The sequence below is a fragment of the Bacillus sp. RHFS10 genome, from assembly GCF_016757475.1.
GTDB lineage: Bacteria > Bacillota > Bacilli > Bacillales > Bacillaceae > Bacillus > Bacillus subtilis_G.
This window is the reverse complement of sequence record NZ_JAESPO010000002.1, coordinates 928,264-945,663: the sequence shown is the minus strand read 5'-3', so window position 1 is coordinate 945,663 and position 17,400 is coordinate 928,264. Positions and strand designations below refer to the sequence as shown.

Sequence of the window (17,400 nt, the reverse complement as noted above, 5' to 3'; positions counted from 1 at the left end):
TTCTTACAAACTAAATCGATTTTCGTCACTTTCAGCAATAACACCTGTCTTTTTCGGCTACTGTATCCAAGGACACCCGACAATCGGCACGCTATCATGTTACTAAAGTTCACATATAAAAGAAGGGACTATGGTGAAACAAAAATCGTTTGCGGTTTTTTCTCTTGGCCTGCAGCATGTGCTGGCCATGTATGCAGGTGCGATTATGGCGCCCCTGCTTGTCGGCAGGGCGCTGAACTTAACAACAGAACAACTTTCTTACTTGTTGGCGATTGACCTGTTAACATGCGGCGCCGCGACGCTTTTGCAAACCTTGCGCGGCGCATACATCGGCATCGGGCTTCCCGTCATGCTCGGCAGTCTGGTGAGTATGTGATGGAGTTCCATGCACGGGATTATTTTGCGAGTCAAAAAGTGAGCATGGCAGACCAGCCGTTTTTAACCATTGTCACCGTCCGATTTCAACTTGCAGATCCAGACGCTGATTATCACATCCGGCTTTTGCTGTCGCCGTTTGGTTATCAGGTGTATAAGAGGAGTTAGAAAAGGAAGTCCGCCGATGAGGCGGGCTTCTATATGAACTTTATAAACTTTTCACGTTTGATTACGGTCAAGTGAAACAACATCAAAAATAATGATTACGCCTTTTTAAATTCATACAGGCATTCTCCTCTTTGAATTTGTTTTTGCGTTTCAATCATTGTTTGATGACACTTTTTTCACTTGACAACACACACAGCTAAATCGAAAGAGATGTATTCACTGCTGTTTGAGCATGGATGAAAGCCGTATCAAATAATGGCACTTTAGAATCCTCTGCCTTTACTAATAAACCAATTTCAGTGCATCCGAGAATAATCCCTTCTGCTCCCCGATCTACCAAATGATTGATCATCTTCTTATACATGTTTCTGGACGACTGTTTGATTTCCCCCAAACATAGTTCCTGATAAATAATATGATTGATTAATTCTCTTTCCTCATCACTAGGCACAATGACATTGATATCGTGAGACTCAATACGTGATCTATAAAAATCTTGTTCCATCGTATACTTAGTACCAAGTAATCCTACCGAACGAATACCTTGTCTAGTGATTTGATCGGCAGTTGCATCTGCAATATGTAAAATAGGGATAGTGATCATTTCTTGGATATAGCCAATTACTTTATGCATGGTATTTGTACATATTACTATAAAATCTGCACCGGCTTTTTCTAATGATCTCGCAGCTTCCCCTAAAGCTGCACCGGCTTGATCCCAAGCCCCTTCGGACTGATAGTGTTCAATCTCCTTAAAATCAACACTGTATAAAAGGCATTTCGCCGAATGCAGTCCCCCTAATTTCTTTTTTATTTCCTCATTAATGATTCGATAATATTCAGCTGAAGATTCCCAACTCATCCCGCCAATAAGACCAATCGTTTTCATATAACCACCCCTGATAAAATTTTCAGAATATAATTAGTCATTCTAAAGTATAGGTCAATCTGATACAATCATTAATTTTTCAGGCGAATGGCCTGCGAGAAAAAGCAGACAGATGCTGAATTTCCTCAAACAAATGATTTGAGGGCAATAGCTGCATGTTTAATAGTTATTGATTATGCGTTCTCTCTTACACCTTTAGACAAAATATTCATTTTCTCTTTTTTAGACTTAAATCTATGTCGAAAATGATCGTTTGACATATCTTATACTATCCTCACTAAGGAGGTGGCAATATGGGTTACTCAAATGGATATGGCAGCTCCTTCGCTTTGATCGTGGTGCTATTCATTTTGTTAATCATTGTTGGAACTTCTTTCTTCGGTGGTTATTAAGTGTAACTTTGCCTAACTCCTCCGTGTGTGAGCACCTCCTGTTCGACAGACGCCATAAGAAGTTTTTATGGCGTTTTTGCTGTGTAATTACGACTCATACCTGAGAACGTTTCTGAACTAGGAAAATATGTATTAAATTCGTGTTTAGACATAAAAAAAGACCCTCCGTTTTGAAGGGATTATAGGAATCATCGTTTTTCAGGTTTGAAAACGATCTGAAGCAATATGAAATGTGTTTTAGGTTTGATTCTCTGTAAAGTCAGTACCGAAACCACATACTAAAACAAGTAATAACCTCAGGGATAAGGCATACCTTCTTTTTAAAAGTCATACAGGCATTCTCCCCTTTGAATTTGTGTTTGAGTCTGAAACATTTTCTGATGATATACATAGGATGTTTCAAATTCTTTTGAGTTTGCGTAAGCAGCTGCAGTCTCAAAAGCAATATCTTCAACATACGAATAGTTCTTATTCTTTTCTAAGTACTCTATGGTTTGATTCACTCCATGTTGATCTACTGCATCGACATAAAGAGCTTTTAAATATTTCTGTAATTTCGCAAACAGTTCATCACCTTGATAAAGAGCTGCCGACAACCCTTTCTTACTTATTTGGATAGCTTCATTCATTTTCCCTTGTTTAAAAAGGATTTTCGCATAGGAAAATAAAGAATGTTGCAAGTTTGAGAGCTTTTCTTTTTCTGTTATCTCCACAGCTTGCTTCATGAATACTTCCGCTTGCTCGTAATCGCCACTGTCCGCAAAATTCGTGCCTAAATTATATAGCGCAGAACTAATCAACCTCTTGTTATTCAATTCCTTAGATAACTCTAATGCCTTTTCAAGATGCGGCTGGCTTTTCTCATAACGTTTAAAATCAGTATAATTCCCTGAGATCACAAACATACACTGAACTTTTCGCACCTTATAAAGTTCATATTGATTATAAATATCCAACGCTTGTTTAACGTGATGCATAGACACATGACTTTGCTTCATACCATAATATGCTTCAGCTAACTTAAAATGAAACTCTGCTCTTTCGATCTCATCAGGGACATGTATAAGCTGCTTCTCCGCTTCTCTATAATAGTAGATAGCTTTCATGTATTGTTTTTTATCAAACTCGTACATTCCTCGGAAAAACAAAGAATAATACGACAACAGGCCAGATATGCCTTTATTTGAAACCTCAATTTTTTCAAGAAGTTCGTCAATAGTTGGTCTTATACGTGTTGTTACGGGTTCCAAATAATCTAGCATGAGTTGATGCCGAAATTTCATAAGAGAGAAGTAAATAAGCAAATACTCATTTTCTTCCATCTGATTGATCTCCTGCTCCACCTCAGCCTTTAAAATCTCTGCATCCGGGACACTAAATTGACGTATCATTTTATACCATTCATTGATCTTAACGCCAACTTCTGACGATGATAAAACCGGATTCACAAGACCCCTCCTTATATACTCTCTTATGTAATATTCTAACATTTCCAAAAATATGTATGACCGCAAAAAAACCGCAAACTTTTTCATGCTGCTCCTCTTATCAAACTCTTTGTAACAACGTCATAATCTATAGTTGAAAAAACATAATAAAGACACTTGAAATCTATATCTGTTTATCGATTACACTAGAGGAAAGCTTAAAAAGAAAGGTTGATGGGTTTGAATTTATTATATTTAGTAACAGCACTTGTCATATCAGTATTGTTAAATGTAATTTTATGTACTCAGCTAGGAAAGTTCAGAACAAGCCGAACTTCCAAATGGAAAGAAGGTATGGGAATTCCTTGCTATAACTATTGTTTTGAGTCTTATAGGCTTATTAGCTGGTGTTAGTAATCGATAAAAGGAGGAAATAAAGGAATAATTCGAGATACTTTAAAAAATATCGCCGGTAGCTAGATACGTTTCATAGACCTCTAAGTGATATGGCTGATTTAGAAAAAAATGATTGCCGGATACAGAGTCTAGTATTGGAGTCGGGAAGGTAAATGAATGCCCTTGATCATCTTACAATTGTAAAAATCAATTTTTCACACGAATGAATTCCAGCTTTTAAAAAATGAAGCGTTGAAGCGGTACGTTGAATGTCTTGCAGAGGCGCGTCCGGCCAGTTCCCGAAATGCGTGTTCTCAGACAAAAATAAATAATGGGAGGAGTCAAGCTGCGTAACGGCTGTGACAGCTTTGCCTGAATGAAGGCAGTCCCTCACTCTATCAAAGTGCCGTCTTTTTTCCTGAGTGATTCGCTCCGCATGAATATGAATTACGCCGTTGCATCCGGCTCCCATGCCCCAGGACATATCGTCCTCCGCCCGCATGTCATAGGGAATCAGCACTGACGTCAGCTGATCTCCCAGCTCACTGATTCTGTGGCGTAAATCTTCTTCCACACACCCGCCGCTCAGCAGGCCGACCCGTTCCCCATTTTTCTTAAAGAGCATAGAGGCACCTGCTTTTCGATATGCGGAGCCTTCAACTTGAACAATTGTCGCCAGCACAGCCTCATCCCGATCTTCCCGGAGCGCATCTAATATTATCTGCAAATTTCCCAATGCTGCATCCTCCTCTCAAAAATCGCTGTAAGAAACAACAAGTTCAGCGTGATTTTATAGGTAACTTGTATAAAGGATAGCTGATGGAAGATAAAATGACTCATGCTTCGTCAGAAAATACAACATGGAGAAAGAGGATTTGTAAAAAGAGTCAAACGAAGAAAACAGATTGGAGAAAAAGCGAAATCTTATCGCTAAAAAAGCTTGCGGTATTCCGCAAGCTTTTCTTTATACCGCTGTCTGACGGCCAGCATTTTCATACACATCAAGCGCCGCTTGGAGCGCTTTTCCTGCTTCGATCCCTGCGCCATGCCTCAGCAGCACAGCCTCTAACCCGGCAAGCACGAACAGCACGTTTTCTTTTCTGCAGCTGTAGCCCATCGTGCCGATTCTCCAGATTTTTCCCGCCAGCGGACCGAATGAGCTGGCGATTTCGATGCCGAATTGTGCCAAAAGCATATGCCGGACAGACTCGCCGTCAATGCCACTGGGGATTTCTACACAGGTGACAACAGGCATTTTGCAGCTGTCATCTCCAAACAGCTTCAGCCCCATTGCCTTAATCCCTGCTGCTAATGCAGCCTCATGGTGGCGATGCCGCTCAAAGCGGGCTTCAAGACCTTCTTCAAGCGTCAGCCTGACACCCTCACGCAAGGCGTACAGCATCGTCGTTGCTTCAGTATGATGATTGAGCCGTCTTTCGCTCCAATAATCCTCAAGCTGGCTCAAATCAAAATAATTGCTTGTGATCGGCCGGTTCCCCGAAAGCGTTGCCCTGTCAGCTTGTGTCGCAATCCCGCGCTCCACCTTTTTTCGAGCCGCAATCACATCTGCTACCCGCTCATTATATGTAATTGGTGCCATTCCCGATGGAACAGACAAGCACTTTTGCGTGCCGCCGATGGCCGCGTCAATCTTCCAATCATCGACTTTGACCTCGCAGCCGCCAATCGTCGCAACTGCATCGACGATGAACAATGCATCCTGGGCCCGGCAGGCTTCGCCGATTGCTTCCAGCGGGTGAACCCGCCCTGTCGATGTTTCCCCATGCACCATCGCCACGATTTTCGGTTTCACTTTTTTCATTTCCCGTATGATGTCCTGCGGGTCAAAAACCGTTCCCCACTCACACTCAAGCGTATGAACATTTGCTCCATACCGCTCGGCAATTTCAGTCAGCAAATAACCGAAGCGCCCGTAAATGGGGATGAGCACATCATCTTCCGGCTCAATCACACTCGCCAGCACCGCTTCGATTCCCGCCCGTGAAGTGCCGTCAATCGGGTATGCCCAGCGGTTTTTCGTTTGAAACAGCTCCCGGAGCATTTCCATCGTTTCATTCATGATACCTGTAAACGCTGGATCGAATTGGCCGACAATCGGGGTGCTCATCACTCTTAAGACACGCGGATCTACCTCCACAGGTCCCGGAGTCATAATCGTTCTTAACGGGGTGCATAATTCTTTTCTGCGTGACACAGCCATTCCTCCCTTTATCAGTAAGCCAGTTTGTATAATAAATCAGCCAATGCGCGGACGCCGATCTCAAGCTGTCTGGCTGAGGTATACTCCTTCGGTGAGTGGCTGATGCCGCCGCGGCTTGGCACGAACAGCATACAAGCCGGATAGCGTCTTCCGATCATTTGCGCGTCATGCCCTGCTCCGCTCACCATTTCTTCACAGCTGAGACCGTTTTCTGCCGCTGATTCAAGAGCCGCAGCCTTCAGCCTTTCGTCCATTGGCACAGGCTCTATCCGCATATATTCATCATTTATGGCACGAATCCCTTTTTGATGGCAAATGCCGTTGATCAAAGCAGCCATGTCATTATGAAATTGCTCCAGCACGTGCTGATGCTGATGGCGAATATCGATTGAAAACTGCACGCGGCCCGGTATGACATTGGCCACATTGGGCTCCGCCGTAATTTTTCCGCATGTCAGACGGAGCTCATCCGGCTGCTCCTCCGACCGCAGCAGCAGCTCATGAATGATACGGCTGCTGGCTGCAAGGGGGTCTTTGCGCCATTTCATAGAGGTCGTTCCCGCGTGATTGCATTCCCCCTCCAGCGTGACGAGATATCGCCTCTGCCCCGCAATACTTGTCACAATGCCGAGATCCCCGCCTGACATTTCCAATGTCTGACCCTGTTCAATATGAAGCTCGACAAAGGCGCTGATATCTGTCCTGCAGGCCGCCTGATACTCACCTTTACCAAAACCGCACTCATACATCGCTGTTTGCAGAGAAACACCTGATTCGTCTCTCGGTTCTTCTGCATCCTGTACAGAAAAAACACCAGTCATATTCCCCGATCCCCAATAGGTCATTGGAAAACGGCTGCCCTCCTCCTCACATAAGGAGACAGCTTCGAGTGTTTTTTTCGGTGCTCCGTACGTTTCTTTGAGCTGCTTGATCGCGAGCATTGCCGCAAGAACGCCATAGGCACCGTCATACTTTCCTCCATTGAGGACGGTATCGATATGTGAACCGGTTAAAATGACCTCATCCGGAGACTGGGTGCCCGAAAGCCTTCCAAACACATTGCCGACATCGTCGAATCTTGTTTCAAGCCCGAATGCCGACATTTCCGTCTTCACGGCAAGCTGCGCATCCATCCATTCGTTTGTATACAAAAGCCTCGTCACGCCGCCGTCCGCGGATGTGCCGTATTGGGCGAGCCATTCAATATAATCTGTGATGCTGTTTTTGACTGAAAGCTTCTGCTTTTCCATGTACTCCCCCCTCTGGCCGTTATGGTGACTTCATTATAGAAGGAGGAACACGGATAGTTCATTGGCAGATTAACCAAAAAAACGTTTATTTTTTAGTCACAGTATCTATCCAGCAGCACAGCATAACGGCCAGAAAACACTCTACCTCTCAGGGCTGTCTTCATGTAAAGTCAAAAGAAAACACGGTAAGGGAGAGAGCCAATATGCAAAAACGGGGCCTAAAGATATTGGAACAGTGGATATCCGCCTCCTCCAAAGGGACTAATTTACAATTTTAATGAAAAATATACAAAATAACACTTCTATCCTTTATTTCAATTTTAGATAATAGACATGATCTGATAAAAGGAGGGCAAGTGATGACCAAAATAGCAAGGTTTCTGCCGCTCGTCTTTGTATTACTGATTTCCGGATGGTTTGCGCCCGCCGCCTCAGCAAGTACGCAAACCGCACTGAGCCTGAATGAACGATTGGCTTCTTCCTATTCAGAAACCGGGGGGCTTCTCTCATTAGCCGCTCCCGCTGCACCCTACGCTGACACAGATACCTATTATGAAGGGGCTGAAGGAAAGTCAGGTGAATCGCTAAAAAGCACCCTGCACCACATCATCAGCGGACACACGACGCTGTCATACAGCGAAGTATGGAACGCGCTGAAAGAAACCGATGAAGACCCAAAAAACCCAAATAACGTCATCCTGCTCTATACGAATGAATCGCGGTCGAAAAACCTGAATGGCGGCAATGTCGGCGATTGGAACCGCGAGCACGTTTGGGCGAAATCCCATGGTAATTTTGGCACAAGCAAGGGGCCTGGCACCGACATTCACCATTTGCGCCCGGCTGATGTCCAAGTCAACAGCGCCAGAGGAAATATGGATTTTGACAACGGCGGCACAGAACATGCCAAAGCACCCGGAAATTATTATGACGGAGACTCATGGGAGCCCCGCGATGATGTGAAAGGCGATGTCGCCCGCATGCTGTTTTACATGGCAGTCCGTTACGAAGGTGATGACGGGTACCCTGATCTTGAACTGAATGATAAAACAGGCAACGGCTCAGCCCCTTATCACGGAAAACAATCTGTCCTCCTCGAATGGAATAGGCAGGATCCGGTTGACGACCGCGAGCGGAAAAGAAATGAAATCATTTATGAGAAATATCAGCACAACCGCAATCCTTTTATCGACCATCCTGAATGGGCCGACGACATTTGGCCGTAAGAAAAAGGTGCTCCTCAACAGGAGCACCTTTCTTAATACACAGCTTTTTCCGTTTCCGCATCGAAAAAGACGACGTGATCCATTTTCACCGCCAGCTGGATCGAATCGCCTGCGGCGATTCGCGTGTTTCCGTCCATGTGGACCGTGAGCCGCTCGTCCCCAGCCGTGACATGCACAATCAGCTCCGCTCCCAAGTTTTCATTCACTTCCGCCTTCGCTTTAAACACTGCATCAAACAACTGATCATGTCCCGTCGATTGTGTCATATGTTCCGGCCTTACGCCGGCAATCATCTGTTCTCCGGCATATCCCTTTTCCTTAAGCCGCTTCGCTTTTTCTTCAGGAATATGAAGCCGGATCGAAGGGTTTATGAAAAACAGCTCGCCATGCCGCTCTTCTATCACGCCTTTCAGAAAGTTCATTCCCGGGGAGCCGATGAAGCCTGCGACAAACAGATTCGCCGGGTAATGATAAATGTCATGAGGTTTCGCCACTTGCTGGATTTCCCCTTCATTCATCACCACAATCCGATCGCCCATCGTCATCGCTTCGGTCTGGTCATGCGTGACATAAATGACGGTTGCCTCTAAACGCTGGTGCAGCTTGCTGATTTCTGTCCGCATTGTCACTCTCAGCTTTGCGTCCAGATTCGAAAGCGGCTCATCCATTAAAAAGACCTTCGGCTCCCTCACAATCGATCTGCCAAGCGCCACCCTTTGCCGCTGCCCGCCGGAGAGTGCCTTCGGTTTTCTCTTCAGCAAATGTTCAATCTCTAAAATTCTGGCTGCCGCATGAACCCGCTCTGTAATTTCCTGTTTCGGCATCTTTCTGAGCTTTAATCCAAACGCCATATTATCAAAAACCGTCATATGCGGATAAAGCGCGTAGTTTTGGAATACCATCGCAATATCACGTTCTTTCGGCGGAAGATCATTGACCCGTTCCCCATCAATGAGGAGGTGGCCTTCAGAGATGCTCTCCAGTCCCGCCACCATCCGCAGCGTGGTCGATTTTCCGCATCCTGACGGCCCCACCAGCACCAAAAGCTCCTTATCCTTTACATCTAAATCAAAGTCCTTCACCGTTAATTGAGAGTGATATACTTTTTTGACATGCTCAAATGTTAATGAAGCCATCAGACATTCCCCCTATCTTTTGATCTGTTATTTCGTCACTGGAAACAACCCAGTCTTTCTGTTATTTTTAGAGTAATCGATTCCCATTTTTGCTATATTTCTAAAATAAAAAATGTAAATTTGTATTATAACGTCATAATACATTATAATATGAATAATAGGTTCAAAGGAGGCTACCTTTTGTTAAACAACGGAAGTTCTACACCTTTATACATTCAGCTAAAACAAATCATCACCGATGACATCAAAAAGGGCGTATATTCCCCAACCGCCAAGCTGCCTACCGAAAGCGAGCTTTGCAGCAAATATCATGTCAGCCGCATTACCGTCAGGAAAGCCATTCTCGATTTAGTCGAAGAAGGCTATCTTATCAGGCAGCAAGGAAAGGGAACGTTCGTTAAAAGCCCTAAATTAAAACGGGAGCTAATCGCAGTAAACGGCTACTCGGAATTTATGGAATCAACCGGCAAAAAACCGAAGCATCAGGTGCTGTCCCATGAAATCATTCCGGCGGCAAAACCCATTGCCGAAAAGCTGCAAATCAATCCCGAGAGCCCTGTCGTTGAATTAAAACGGATTTTATATAACGATGACCAGCCGCTCACCTTTGAAGTGACGCATTATCCGCTCGATTTGTTTCCCGGCATTGATACCTTTATAGCTGACGGCGTGTCCATGCATGATATTTTAAAGCAGCAGTATCAAGTCGTTCCTGCTCACAATACGAAACTATTAAACGTTGTATATGCCCAGCAGGAGGAAAGCAAATACCTGGATTGCGATATCGGGGATGCGCTGTTTGAAATCGATAAAACAGCTTTTACATCAAACGACCAACCAATCTACTGCTCACTGTTTTTGATGCACACAAACCGTGTCACTTTTACCATCAACAGCCCCTACACATAATCGGCATAAAAAACGAGACACTGCTTATAGTATTCTCGTTTTTTCACTGCTTCCCCCATCCTCCAAGCGAAAAGGATGGCCGTAGCCGAATGCCCCGTACACGCCGCATGTTCTCGCAGCCGTTTCCGCCGCTTGGCGCAAAGCGTGCGTGATGTCCCGCTTCTCGCAAAAAGCAGTCAAAAAGCCCGCTATAAAAGAATCTCCCGCTCCAAGTGTATCTATTATATCAGTTTCAACAATCGGCTGATGATAGATTCGGTCTCCCGCAGACAAGATCGCTCCTTGGCCCCCGCGGGTCATACAAACGATTTTAGCTCCGTACCCATGAGCTGCTTTGGCAAGCTCACCGCACTCCGACTCACTCAAATCACTTCCTGAAAAAAACGCATGCGTCACATAAGGACAAACCTTCCTCAAATAATCATCCTCCCGATTGGTTGAAAAATCAAAGGAGACCGGGATCAGGCCGCACAGCTGCGGAAGGTCGTTCTCAAGCTTGCTGTACACACTTGTATGCAGCAGATCATGCCCGCTGACAAAGGCTAGATCTTTCTCCTGAAACACAAGACGGAGCCGGGACTGAATGCCGCCTTTATTTGATCTGACAAAGATCCGTTCCCCCTGTTCATCAAGGGTGACAATCGCCATGCCGTTTTCTCCGTGCGCCTGGCGGATATAATCCGCGTTGACCTGCTCCAATTTCAGTACATTCAACAGATGCGCCGCGGCTTCATCATTGCCGACGATTCCGATATAGGAAGCCTCATGCCCGAGCCGTTTGGCAAGCACAGCGACGTTCAAGGCATTTCCTCCCGGGTAGAACGTTTCTTGGTCCTGATAGTAATCGACAACATTATCTCCAACCGCAATCAATTTCATTGTGCTTCCTCCTTTATCCTTTTACACTTCCGCTTGCAATCCCGCGGACAAAATATTTTTGCATCAATAAAAATAGAATCACAATCGGCGCGGCTGAAATCGTTAATCCCGCCAACAGGACGCCCCAATCCGTCTGCAGCGCGTCTCTGAACTGCATCAGCCCCGCTGGAATGGTCCGCAAATTCTCATCATCTATGAAAATAATCGCAAACATAAACTCATTCCACGTATGGTAAGCCGTCAAAATGCCGGATGTCACCAAAATCGGCACACTCATCGGTAAGAAAATTCTGAAAAATACACCGAAACTCGTACACCCATCTAAATAAGCCGCCTCCTCCAATTCTTTAGAAATAGAAAGAAAATAAGAGCGGATCAAAATGATGGTGAACGGGATCCGATAAGCCGCATACGGCAAGATCAAAGCCCAATACGTGTTGTAAAGCCCCAGCGACTGAATAATAGAATAAAGCGGCACAAGACTGACCTGCGGCGTCAGCATCAAACCGCCAAGACAAAGCACCAAAAAGAATCCTTTTCCTTTAAACTCAAACCGGGAAAGACCGTACGCCGCCCATGCACTGATCAAGACAGTGATTACACACGTAAGCGCCGTGACGATGACACTGTTCATAAAATAAGAAGAAATCCCCTGATTCCAGGCGGACACAAAATTTTCCGGATGCCACGAAGACGGCAGCGACCAGCTGTGCTCAAAAATATCGTCCGAGTTTTTAAAAGCACTCATCACCATCCATAAAAGCGGATAGGCAATCGCAATCAGATAAAGAAACAGGAAAATCCATACAGACGTTTCTCCGATGTACCATTTCCGTCTAGGTTTTCTTTTCGTCTCAATATGCCGGTCAGGCACAGGCTCCAATCTGAACGAATCTGTCTTCTTCTGAGACAGCATCTCTTACTCCTCCTTCCCGGTTTTAAAGAGCTTCATTTGCATGAGCGACAATGTGAGTGTAATGATTAACACCACGGTGGCAATCGCTGATGCATAGCCCATCATATCCTTTGTAAAGGCGCTTTTATATAAAAACGTGCTTAAGACTTCAGAAGCGTTTCCCGGCCCGCCGCCTGTCAATATGTACGGTTCATTAAATACCGTAAAGGCGCCGGTCAGCGTCATGACCACCGCAACAAAAGACATCTCTTTCGTCTGGGGAATGGTAATGTGAAAAAACTGCTGAATTTTTCCCGCGCCGTCAAGACGCGCCGCTTCATACAGTTCATCCGGTATTTTTTGAATCGACACAATGTACAGCATCGCAATATAACCGACAGATTGCCATTGAGACACAAAAATGACAGACAGCATAGCCGTATTGTTATCACCGAGCCAAGCCCTCGTCAGCTGATCAAGACCGACCGCCTGAAGCAGCTGATTCAAAAGCCCCGTCTCAGGGTTGTAAATAAAATCAAACAAAAGCGCGATCACCGTCATTGAGATGACAACCGGCAAAAAGAAAACGGTGCGAAAAAACGGCGACCATTTTCTGACCAGCTTATCCTCAAGCACCGCCGCCAAAATCAAACCGCCAAATACCTGGCATACAATAGAAATCACTGCGTAAAGCACATTGTTGGTAAGTGCCTGATAGAAGACAGGATCATGAAATAATTCAACATAGTTTTTCAATCCGATAAACGTTTTTTCCGGAGAAAAAGAGCTCCATTGAAACAGGCTGAGGAAGACATTCTCAAAAATCGGGATATAAACGAAAAGTAAAAAAACGAGAGCAGGCACCAAAAACAAATAGGGGATTATTTTATTCTGATTGACCAAGGATATCTCATCTCCTTTATAAAAAGAAAAGGTGCGAAGTTTCACCTTTTCTTTGATTTATTCAGCTGACGCCCTCACTTGCTTCGCTGCTTTTTGAACGGCTTTCATCACCTGCTCCGGTGTCATGTCGCCGCCGAGCATTTGCTGGACGCTCGTTAAGTACGCATCTGCGATTTCAACATCGACATCCATATCAAACCATGGCACCATTGATTTGGCATCAACAATTTGCCGAACCGCTTCACGCTGAATGGCTGTAGAATTTTCTTCAGTAGCCGTTCCTTGCACCGCACTGTATTTGCCGGCGTCTTTGACGAGCTTTTCACCCATTTTTTTCGACGTCAGAAACTGCAAAAATGCCACTGCTTCCTTCGGATGTTTTGTTTTCGAGGCAATCATGAACCCTTCCGGCGCTCCCGTTAACGCTTCTGATGATCCTTTTTGCCCGCTGATATCAGGGAATGGGAACATCCCCAGATTCACTGGTTCAACCAGCTTGATTTCCGCTGTTTCCGCATATATCATCGCCGACTTTCCACTCTTAAATTGCTGTCTCACATATTCGTGGTCAACGGAGTTTACATGTTTATTGAAGTAAGGCATCAGCTCCTGAAGCTTTTCAAGTGCTTTTACATAGCCTTCATCAGTAAATTCACCCGTTTTGGCGTTATAGTCCTTTTCTCGCGTTTTTTCATCAACCATCCGCTGATTGAGCGTACCGATATAGTGCGAGATTGTCCAAGTCGCCTTTGTTCCGAAGCTGATCGGTGTGTAGCCACCTTCTTGCAGCTTCTTTGATACATCGATGAATTCGTCCCATGTCTTCGGGGGATCAAGGTTCAGCTTTTGAAAAATGTCTTTATTATAGAAGAATGATTTAGCGTCCATTTGCCAAGGCACGCCATATTGCTTGTTTTCATAAGTAAATGGTGTAACTTGCGAATGAACGAGCTGTGATGACCAATCTGTATCGTTTTTGTAGTAGGACGAAAGATCAAGTGCCTTATTGCCTCTGATGAATTTAAAAGCAAATTCGTCACTCCAAGAGAAGTAAATGTCAGGAGGGCTGGTGGTTCCCAGCATAACCTTAATTTTATCTTTATAAGAGTCATTCAAAACAGCTTCAATTTGTATGTCGATATCCGGATGTTCTTTTTCAAATGCCTTAACAACCTCTTCAAAATAACTTTTTTCCGGTTCCTTCGGCCATCTGTGGAAAAATTTCAATGTCACCTTTCCGTCCGCTGAACTGCCCTGGCTCGAACAGCCCGCAATAGTGAGCATACTGACAGCTGCAATGATCAAAAACAACAACATTTTCTTCAAAGGGTTGGCCTCCTCTGGACATTAGACTATAATGTTATATAACATTATAGTCTAATGCATAATGGTTCCGCATGTTCAGATCAATACTCAACTTTCCACATGTATCTTCTATGAGATAAAGGATGATGTCTCGCCTCTGCCAGCGCGTCCGCATAGCTTCTCAGCACACGGTTGAGAACGAGCGGCGCAAGATAGCCTTTAACTGAATCGTCAATTGCAGTGAAATCGTAAGATGCAGCATCAAGCACAGTGAGCTTTTTGCCATACTTTTTCGAGAAGGTAAGCGCCCGCTCTTCAAGAGGTCTAGTTTCATCTAAACCGAGCAGGATGATAAACGGCACGGATTCATCAATAATTTCAAACGGTCCGTGAAAATATTCTCCGGCATGAATGGCGTGGGAATGAATCCATTGCATTTCCATGAGAATGCAGATGCTGTAGGAGTAAGCGACACCGTAGTTTGCACCGCTTGCCATTGTATAAATAATGCTTTCTTTTTCATGAGCTTTTGCGAATTGCTGCGCGTTGTCAGCTTCCTGCTTCAGGGCTTCATCATACACAGCCTGTAATTGATCTAAGCCTTCAATTGCTTGTTCAAAGATCGTATTGTTTTCTAATACTTGCAGGGTGCCGAAAACGATTTGGTACAGAACGCCATAGTTCGTATTAATCGCCAGTGCCTCATCACCCCATTCGTACTGGGCAACATATTGCGCTTTCTGCGCTAAAGGAGACTCCGGCTTATACGTCATCGCAATCGTAAGTGCGCCTTTGCTCCTCGCAAACGCAGCAGCTTTGACTGTTTCCGGGGTATTTCCCGAGTGTGAACACAAAATGACAAGAGACTTTTCACCAAGCTGAACGGGGTTGCGTTGAATAAATTCGTTCGAGCTGTAAAGGTCGGAGTTGATTGATTTTGACTCTCTGTCAAACACATATTTACTCGGATACATAATGGCCGAAGAGCCTCCGCATGCGACAAAAAATACATGGTCAATGGTTTTCCCTTTCAAATCCTGCAAGAAAGCTTGAACCTCACGATTTACTTTTGCTGTGGCCTGACTCAAATCCTTCACTCCCTATTTTTATTATATAACGTTATATAACATTATATATTGTTATATTAAAGTCCGGAGTTAGGATTGTCAATATTATTTTCTGAAATTTCTCAATAATTTAATTAGATATAATATGGAAAAATGTCCAAATCAAAAGCCAGAACTTAACATAAGCTCTGGCTTCGTTGTGCAATCCGCAGACTGACGTCTTATTTAAAAAATACCTTGTCTATATTGTACTTCGAGTGCTGTGTATTGATGATATACGTTTCGTAAATTTCTCTATCCATAGGTTCTTCGACGACACATACTTCAATTTTATATACTTCGTCTCTGTGCTTTTTAATTGGTGATACAGTGTCTTCAAAATGTTTCTTGATTCTTTGTCTTAACTTTCTAGCCTTGCCGACAAAAAGCAGCTCATCGTGAATGTTATAAAACATGAAGATGCCGCCTTTATCTCTTGGTATCTGGTGAAAGTCGATGAATCCGTAAATCGCCTTTATTTTCGGCTCGTTATCATTAGCTGACTGCTGTCGTTCGGTGATGGTGACATTCGGTGCGGGTATATCAATTTTTATCAAAATCAGTTCACGTCCTCTTTTTCATTAAAGATAAATGCTAACACAGACAGAAAAGAAAAGCTAGAACAGCTTTATACGATTTGTTTGTTATGCTTTTACTTATTATGCAACGCTCCGGCTGGATTATAAGGGCTAAGGTCTATTTCTGTCTGCTTTCCGAGAACTAGCTTTGCGAGCTCTGAACCCAAGAAAGGCCCCATCGTTAATCCCGAAGCGCCTAAACCATTAGCGGCGTAAAGCCCTTGAACATCCGGCACAGCGCCGACAACCGGGAGAAATCCCGGTGTAAACGGCCTGAAGCCCACTCTTGTTTCCGTAGTAGTACTGTCAGCAAGGCCCGGCGCTACTGCAAGCGCTTTGCTTAAGACTTCATGCTGTCCTCCGGCTGTTACACGCAGATCATCTAGATCGGCCTCATTTTCATGGGTGGCGCCTGCTACAATTCTGCCGTCCTCAAACGAAAGAATATACTGATCATTCGGCGGCATCACCACCGGCCACGATCCGGTATCGGCACCCGGGATTTCAAAGTGCATAATCTGCGCTTTCTGAAAGGACACTTGAAAATAAATGCCCAGAGGCTTCATCAATTCATTGGCCCATGCCCCCGCCGCCACAATCACAGCGTCAGCCGCAAACTGCTGTGTGTCTGTTTGCACGCCGGTGACCGTTCCGTTTTCAAAAAGCAGGGACGCATTTCCTTTGATGATCTTTGCGCCGCGTTTCTCTGCAGCGCTTAAAAGTGACCGGCACAGCGCTCTCCCGTTCACACGGGCGGCACCGCTGATATGAACCGATTCATAGCCATCAGCTAAAAGCGGAAACAGCTTTTTCGTTTCACTTGCGGACAAGCGGGTAATGCCGCCGATCTCCGGCGCATCCTCCCGTCTCTTATACGCCCGCTCCTCCATCTTATCAAGCTTTGACGCATCAGTATGAATACTGATGGCACCGACACGCTTATATCCTGTGTCCGTTTCTCCGTCTTCCTCCAATTGATGGATTAAATCTTTATAGTAACGTGCTCCTCCCTTAGCAAGCCGATACCAATCCTGATTGCGGCGCTGTGAGAGCCAAGGACAGACGATCCCGGCCGCCGCATCAGTCGCTTGTCCAGGTTCCTTCCGGTCAATCACCGTGACCCGGGCACCCAATTTGACAAGATGATAAGCAGCCGACGCGCCGAGAATCCCTGCGCCGACGATGATGTACGATTTCATATGCAAACACCTTTTCTATTATAATCTCTATTCATTTTACCAAATCGAGTGCTTTCCTTCGACCTTTTGCCCTAATGGGGAAAAACCGCGAAGTCCGTCCAATCTCTTTACTCTCCTATCGAATATCCTGTCACTATCAATAGAGA

General features: G+C 44.8%; 15 protein-coding genes and 4 pseudogenes. 6 read left to right on the top strand and 13 right to left on the bottom strand.

The features are described 5' to 3' along the window. Positions 1-133: 133 nt before the first annotated feature. Both JMN17_RS11490 and JMN17_RS11485 read left to right on the top strand, forming a co-directional pair. Positions 134-361, top strand: a pseudogene (locus tag JMN17_RS11490) (solute carrier family 23 protein); the annotation flags it as partial. After that, positions 358-543: pseudogene (locus tag JMN17_RS11485) on the top strand (hydroxyisourate hydrolase); the annotation flags it as partial. The pseudogenes JMN17_RS11490 and JMN17_RS11485, both read left to right, overlap by 4 nt. Positions 544-739: 196 nt before the next feature. Here the strand turns inward: JMN17_RS11485 and JMN17_RS11480 are convergent. Then, entirely contained in the window at positions 740-1,432 is a 693-nt protein-coding gene (locus tag JMN17_RS11480) for an aspartate/glutamate racemase family protein (RefSeq protein ID WP_087993337.1), read from the bottom strand. Positions 1,433-1,725: 293 nt separating this feature from the next. Here JMN17_RS11480 and JMN17_RS11475 point away from each other — a divergent pair, with 293 nt between their 5' ends. Then, positions 1,726-1,824 (top strand): YjcZ family sporulation protein, encoded by a 99-nt coding sequence (locus tag JMN17_RS11475; protein ID WP_032732263.1) that lies wholly within the window; start codon positions 1,726-1,728, stop codon positions 1,822-1,824. A gap of 320 nt (positions 1,825-2,144) precedes the next feature. Here the strand turns inward: JMN17_RS11475 and JMN17_RS11470 are convergent, their stop codons facing one another. The 4 genes and pseudogenes from JMN17_RS11470 to allC all read right to left on the bottom strand — a co-directional run bounded on the left by JMN17_RS11470 (position 2,145) and on the right by allC (position 7,118). Further along, the gene (locus JMN17_RS11470; protein ID WP_087993338.1) at positions 2,145-3,272 is read right to left on the bottom strand and encodes a Rap family tetratricopeptide repeat protein; all 1,128 of its coding nucleotides are present in this window, start codon (positions 3,270-3,272) and stop codon (positions 2,145-2,147) included. A 619-nt stretch (positions 3,273-3,891) separates the two neighbouring features. After that, positions 3,892-4,383, bottom strand: a pseudogene (locus JMN17_RS11465) (XdhC family protein); the annotation flags it as partial. A gap of 228 nt (positions 4,384-4,611) precedes the next feature. Then, positions 4,612-5,862 (bottom strand): (S)-ureidoglycine--glyoxylate transaminase, encoded by a 1,251-nt coding sequence (gene pucG, locus JMN17_RS11460; protein WP_202328113.1) that lies wholly within the window; start codon positions 5,860-5,862, stop codon positions 4,612-4,614. 17 nt (positions 5,863-5,879) lie between these two features. Further along, positions 5,880-7,118 (bottom strand): allantoate deiminase, encoded by a 1,239-nt coding sequence (gene allC / locus JMN17_RS11455; RefSeq protein WP_202328112.1) that lies wholly within the window; start codon positions 7,116-7,118, stop codon positions 5,880-5,882. Between the two features lie 206 nt (positions 7,119-7,324). Between allC and JMN17_RS21740 the strand changes: the two are divergent. After that, a pseudogene (locus JMN17_RS21740) lies at positions 7,325-7,396 on the top strand (hypothetical protein); the annotation flags it as partial. A gap of 81 nt (positions 7,397-7,477) precedes the next feature. Next, positions 7,478-8,344 carry an endonuclease I family protein gene (locus JMN17_RS11450; protein WP_202328111.1) on the top strand — a complete coding sequence of 289 codons (867 nt, stop codon included), beginning with the start codon at positions 7,478-7,480 and terminating at the stop codon, positions 8,342-8,344. Between the two features lie 32 nt (positions 8,345-8,376). Here the strand turns inward: JMN17_RS11450 and JMN17_RS11445 are convergent, their stop codons facing one another. Beyond that, positions 8,377-9,480: an ABC transporter ATP-binding protein gene (locus JMN17_RS11445; RefSeq protein WP_202328110.1), complete on the bottom strand. Its 1,104-nt coding sequence runs from the start codon at positions 9,478-9,480 to the stop codon at positions 8,377-8,379. Between the two features lie 180 nt (positions 9,481-9,660). Between JMN17_RS11445 and frlR the strand changes: the two genes are divergently transcribed. Beyond that, complete coding sequence (gene frlR, locus JMN17_RS11440) at positions 9,661-10,389, top strand: transcriptional regulator FrlR (protein ID WP_148964033.1); 729 nt, start codon at positions 9,661-9,663, stop codon at positions 10,387-10,389. 24 nt (positions 10,390-10,413) lie between these two features. Here the strand turns inward: frlR and JMN17_RS11435 are convergent, their stop codons facing one another. The 7 genes from JMN17_RS11435 to JMN17_RS11405 form a co-directional block, all read right to left on the bottom strand. Beyond that, complete coding sequence (locus JMN17_RS11435; RefSeq protein ID WP_087991054.1) at positions 10,414-11,268, bottom strand: fructoselysine 6-kinase; 855 nt, start codon at positions 11,266-11,268, stop codon at positions 10,414-10,416. Between the two features lie 13 nt (positions 11,269-11,281). Then, the gene (locus tag JMN17_RS11430; protein WP_202328109.1) at positions 11,282-12,184 is read right to left on the bottom strand and encodes a carbohydrate ABC transporter permease; all 903 of its coding nucleotides are present in this window, start codon (positions 12,182-12,184) and stop codon (positions 11,282-11,284) included. A gap of 3 nt (positions 12,185-12,187) precedes the next feature. Further along, the gene (locus JMN17_RS11425) at positions 12,188-13,066 is read right to left on the bottom strand and encodes a carbohydrate ABC transporter permease (RefSeq protein ID WP_087991056.1); all 879 of its coding nucleotides are present in this window, start codon (positions 13,064-13,066) and stop codon (positions 12,188-12,190) included. Between the two features lie 57 nt (positions 13,067-13,123). Further along, positions 13,124-14,392: an ABC transporter substrate-binding protein gene (locus JMN17_RS11420; protein WP_202328108.1), complete on the bottom strand. Its 1,269-nt coding sequence runs from the start codon at positions 14,390-14,392 to the stop codon at positions 13,124-13,126. A gap of 80 nt (positions 14,393-14,472) precedes the next feature. Then, entirely contained in the window at positions 14,473-15,459 is a 987-nt protein-coding gene (gene frlB, locus JMN17_RS11415; protein ID WP_202328107.1) for a fructosamine deglycase FrlB, read from the bottom strand. Between the two features lie 200 nt (positions 15,460-15,659). Beyond that, positions 15,660-16,034, bottom strand: a complete 375-nt coding sequence (locus JMN17_RS11410) for a nucleotide excision repair endonuclease (protein WP_087991059.1) — start codon at positions 16,032-16,034, stop codon at positions 15,660-15,662. 95 nt (positions 16,035-16,129) lie between these two features. Next, a complete protein-coding gene (locus tag JMN17_RS11405; RefSeq protein WP_087991060.1) occupies positions 16,130-17,254 on the bottom strand; it encodes an NAD(P)/FAD-dependent oxidoreductase in 1,125 nt (374 codons plus the stop codon). Positions 17,255-17,400 lie beyond the last annotated feature (146 nt).

Excerpts from the sequence above, each read along its gene's own strand:
- JMN17_RS11435 (WP_087991054.1), bottom strand. The coding sequence starts at position 11,268 with ATGAAATTGATTGCGGTTGGAGATAATGTTGTCGATTACTATCAGGAC.
- JMN17_RS11430 (WP_202328109.1), bottom strand. The coding sequence starts at position 12,184 with ATGCTGTCTCAGAAGAAGACAGATTCGTTCAGATTGGAGCCTGTGCCT.
- allC (WP_202328112.1), bottom strand. The coding sequence starts at position 7,118 with ATGGAAAAGCAGAAGCTTTCAGTCAAAAACAGCATCACAGATTATATT.
- JMN17_RS11480 (WP_087993337.1), bottom strand. The coding sequence starts at position 1,432 with ATGAAAACGATTGGTCTTATTGGCGGGATGAGTTGGGAATCTTCAGCT.
- JMN17_RS11405 (WP_087991060.1), bottom strand. The coding sequence starts at position 17,254 with ATGAAATCGTACATCATCGTCGGCGCAGGGATTCTCGGCGCGTCGGCT.
- JMN17_RS11450 (WP_202328111.1), top strand. The coding sequence starts at position 7,478 with ATGACCAAAATAGCAAGGTTTCTGCCGCTCGTCTTTGTATTACTGATT.
- JMN17_RS11445 (WP_202328110.1), bottom strand. The coding sequence starts at position 9,480 with ATGGCTTCATTAACATTTGAGCATGTCAAAAAAGTATATCACTCTCAA.
- JMN17_RS11475 (WP_032732263.1), top strand. The coding sequence starts at position 1,726 with ATGGGTTACTCAAATGGATATGGCAGCTCCTTCGCTTTGATCGTGGTG.